This is a genomic window from Allobosea sp. P4_C6, from assembly GCF_056402015.1.
Genome location: NZ_JBFUIF010000126.1, coordinates 1 through 4,157 on the forward strand (window position 1 = coordinate 1; position 4,157 = coordinate 4,157).

General features: G+C 60.3%; 1 protein-coding gene and 1 pseudogene. Both read right to left on the reverse strand.

Annotated features, from left to right (window positions below; genetic code table 11):
* Nucleotides 1-409, reverse strand: a pseudogene (locus tag AC1DVA_RS26650) (helicase); the annotation flags it as partial.
* 4 nt (nucleotides 410-413) lie between these two features.
* Nucleotides 414-4,157 (reverse strand): Zn-binding domain-containing protein (locus AC1DVA_RS26655; protein WP_476807891.1); only part of this gene is annotated, 3,744 nt, incomplete at its 5' end.

The following is a 4,157-nucleotide window of genomic DNA, read 5'->3' on the forward strand; positions in this document are numbered from 1 at the left end:
GGATGAGACCTGCCTCAATCGTCTTTCCGATCCCTACATCGTCAGCAATCAAGAGACGAGGTACCTGCAGGCGCAGTGCCATCAGAAGGGGCACTAGCTGATAGACGCGAGGTTCGAACGCCAGCTGAGCGGCCGATCGGAAAGGACCCGCGCCGCGGCGGAGTGTAAGGCGAAGCGCATCGGCCAGCAGCGCGGCCTTGGCCTGCACAGTATTGCGCGCATCCAGTGGCAGATCGAATCGCGCGGGCTCAACCGGCGTGAGCTCCAATCGTGGATCGAGGATCACAACATCGCTTTCAACGCCCGAAAGCGGGCGTAGCGCGAGAATCCCTTCCTGCGGCGCCGGGAGAGCCACCCACTCGCGACCGCGAGCCCGGACAAGATCGCCGGGAGCAAAGTTGACGGTCATAAGCCTACTCCTTCAGGGCCGCGACGAACTCCGCCGGCAGCTCCGTTCCGGGGTCTTTTGACAGCTCAAACAGTGACCATCCGGCATCTTCGGCATAAGATCGCGCAGACTCGCTCAAACGCTCAATGGTCGCGGCGACGCGATTGCTACGCCAGACCAAGGGAAACTCCTGCCCCCCCAACGTCGAGGATTTCGCATCCGGCTCGGGCACTCCGTCTCGCTTGAATGCAGCGGCCCAACTATCGAACTCGTCATTGGCATGAGCTGACGTTACGATCTGCACTTCACCGCGTGCCAGGTCGATCAGCATTTGCTTGACCTCATCGCTCTTGCGATCGATGAGCTCGTGATCCGGTTGGTTGAAATAAGACAGCAGGCACCGATAGCAGCCGCGGACGCAGGCCGCGTTGGGACTATCCGTCAGTAGCGAAGAATCACCAGCCGCGATGGCCTCTTCCACGTTGTCGTAATGCATCAGATCGAGGGCCGTCGCTGCAACCCGACCCAGCGCCAATGGATCCTCGATCAGCCGGTTCAAGACACCTGCGCCGCCCTCCGTTGCCTCGTAGGTCAGGATCGAACGCCGGTTATCTCGGGCAGGCAGGGGCTCGCCGAGAACCTCGCCTTCCTCCAGTTGGAACTCAAGCTCGATCCCCCGCAGAAGCGCATGCTGAACGGTGCCGATCGTTTCGGGCCGAAGCCCCTCCGGCTTGTTGAAGCGCACAAGCAGAGCGTTCTTGTGATCGCGGACGATCGGCACAATACGAACAGGCCTCACCATGTCGGGCGGTGAGTCTGCATCGATATCTTCGTCATCGGCCTTCGCCCAATAGCCGGTGCGGGGATCGATATTGAACCCGAGGATCGTTCGATTTTTGCGTCGCTTCAAACCCTTGTTGATCCGGCTAATCTCGGCGCTGTTGGCATACTGTAGTGAAAGGACCGATGTGTCGTCGCAGCGAAACTGAGCCTCGGTCACCTGCGCCCGACCATCCTTACGCGGCCAGGAGAATACGGTCTGGATGTCGAAACCCTGCCGAACCCGCTCTTCGTCATTGGCAGTGATGCGCTCGACAGGGGCAGCCTCGACATTGTCGATACGTAGCGTGCGCTGCACCTTTCCTTCGTCCGTAATCGGCGCGTTGCAGGCATGGCAACGCTCGACCTCGCCTTCGTGGCTGGCGCCGCAGTTCGAGCATATGAAAACGTCCTTGGTCGCAAGCTCGGCTCCGTCGCCCATCCGGACCTCCGGAGGAAGCTTGGCCTTCATGACCCGGTAGGCGCGGCCCTCGTGATAGATCAGGCTGCGCGGCCCGAACTCGGAGATTGCAAGGAAACGTGCTCGCTGCAGGAAAGAGCCGGTTTTGCCCTCTCCTGGGACGAAAGCATAAAGCGGCAGGCGCGGAAAATTATATCCGGGCAAAAAGCCTTCGGTCGCGAGATAGCGGTAGGAGTAGAAATCCGAGCCGTTCGACGCCTTGCCTTGTTCTAGAATGGCGATCTGATCCGTTGCTTGCATCTGCGCCGATTTGATCTTTTGGCGATCTGCCTTCGAAAGGCCGGCGATCATGGATTTGCTGTTTGCCTCAGCAAGCTGGCTGCGTGCGGAGTGGTAAAGTTCACGCCACCTGTCGAAGGCCGCATCGAGTTTATCGGGCGCCTCCGTCGCGACCGACAGAATAAATTCGTCCCGATCACCGAGCCAGGTAGGGATTGCGCCATCGACCGAGGCCAGGATCTGATCCAGAACCTGTTTCATCGGCGCGCGGCAGGCCGTCAACAAAAGCGGTTTCCGAATGACGTCCAGAATATTCGGCTTGAGCGGATATCCGTCGCTGGTCAGATCAAGAATCTCGGGGATGTCAGGAGAGAGAGCCAGTTTTGCGTCGGCCAGCCACACGGCGTGGAGATGCGAACGCACGAGCTCTTCATTGGTGATGTCGAGCGCCGGCGGCCGCACCACGCCCGCCACCATCTCATTGCGCCGGGCAAAGAAATACTGATCGTGCGGCGACTGCGCGGCGCAATAGGTGACGATCACGGCGGCCTGCCCAGACCGCCCGGCCCTACCCGCCCTCTGCGCATAATTCGCCGGCGTCGGTGGGACATTGCGGAGATAGACGGCATTCATCGCCGAAATATCGACGCCAAGTTCCATCGTTGGCGAACAGAACAGCGCGGGTAAGAGCTGATCTGACTCCCCAGCAGCCTTCATGTCGGCAATGCTACCCTTCATCCGATCGAGATCGTCTGCTTCGTAACGGAAACGCCATTCGCGCCATTCGCGCTGTTTTTGGGACACCTGCGCAGTGTGTTCCCGGCCTTCCAAGCCCCAGTAGCTGCTTCGACCGCCTTTCAGGTCGTTCGCGATGTCTGAGTAGAGGCCCAGGAAGTACTGGTTGCCTTTCCCGTTCTGGCCCACAGCAGCCGGCCCCGGCACAATACGAACTGCAGACGGCGCCAACCGCCAGCCGTGGAGTTCCGCCTCGACCTCAACCGGCACCACGAGGCCTTCTCGCGCAAGCAATTCCATCAGCCCGGTCATTGCAGTCAGGTAGTCATCCTTCTTCAACCGCGTGCCTATCACCGATCTGCGATTGATCAGGCGGCCGAGCCGGGAATTGTACCCCGCCCGCAATATGGTCTGTTCCTCGCGAAGTCCGACTTGGTCCTTACCAGGCGCTTGCAGGAGCAACGTTGTTTGGCCCCGGGGCAGCTCCTTTTGGTCCATCGCCCAAGGGCTGCGCAGCAGGTTGCGCGATTTCAGACCTACACCGTCGAGCACCGTGCGGTCCAAAGCCTCAGTATTGACCGCCAATCCTTCGAGCAGGAAATGGAGCACGGAATGCAGCACTTTGCGGCGCCCGGCGGCATCGAGGTCGGCCAGCGTGGGCAAGACAGCGCCGAGCGCCGAGGCGTCCTCGGAAATGTCCTGAAGGCCGACGAACTCGACCTCAATCAGTCTGAGCTCTGCAAGGCTGGGATTGGTATAGCGCCAGCCGCGCCGCAGGTCACTCCAGACCCGATGGGCCAGTACCTTCGCGAGGGCGCGTTGCGCGTCCTCGCGAATCACAGCCCCAGCATCGGGTTCCAGCATCCAGTGAACCAGCGCCTGACGGTTTGAGGCTGTGAAACCGAGTGCACGAACGGCCTTGAGCCCAAAATCGTCCTCGCTCAGGCCATCTGAGCCTCCATCTAGTACCGCGCGGAGGATCGCCCCACGCAGCAAACTTACAAAGAGGAAGTCGTTGAAATGACCGGCCTGCAGCGCAGCGTCTTGGCGGTTGTCAGTGAACCCGAGAAGCTTGCGCTTCTCTCGCGCAACGCCACTATCGTCTCCGTTCATCCATTCGAGTGCACGAGAGACCAGGAGCGTCGTTGCAGAGCTTCGTCCCTCTCCAGAGAGACCGGGCAACTTCCCGCGCTCGCGCATCTGCGGTTGGGGTAGGTTCTGACAGCAGGGGCAAAAACCGAACTTCCCAGGAATGAACCAGAATTCTGCACCTCCGGCACTCTCCCGCCCTCCAGCTCCGATGCTCAAACGTCGGAGCGTCCGCTTCTTGTAGCTAGAACGCAGCCGTTCGACGCCGTTGCGCTCCTCCTTCCAATCCTCGGGGTATGTCTCGATGCTGCCGTCAAAGAGGTACTCGACGTCGTTATCAGCGACCGGCGTGAGATAGCCAGCAATGTCGCCGTCATCATTATCGAGAGGCGTATCATCGATGGCCCGCGGCAGAAAACGTAGCTC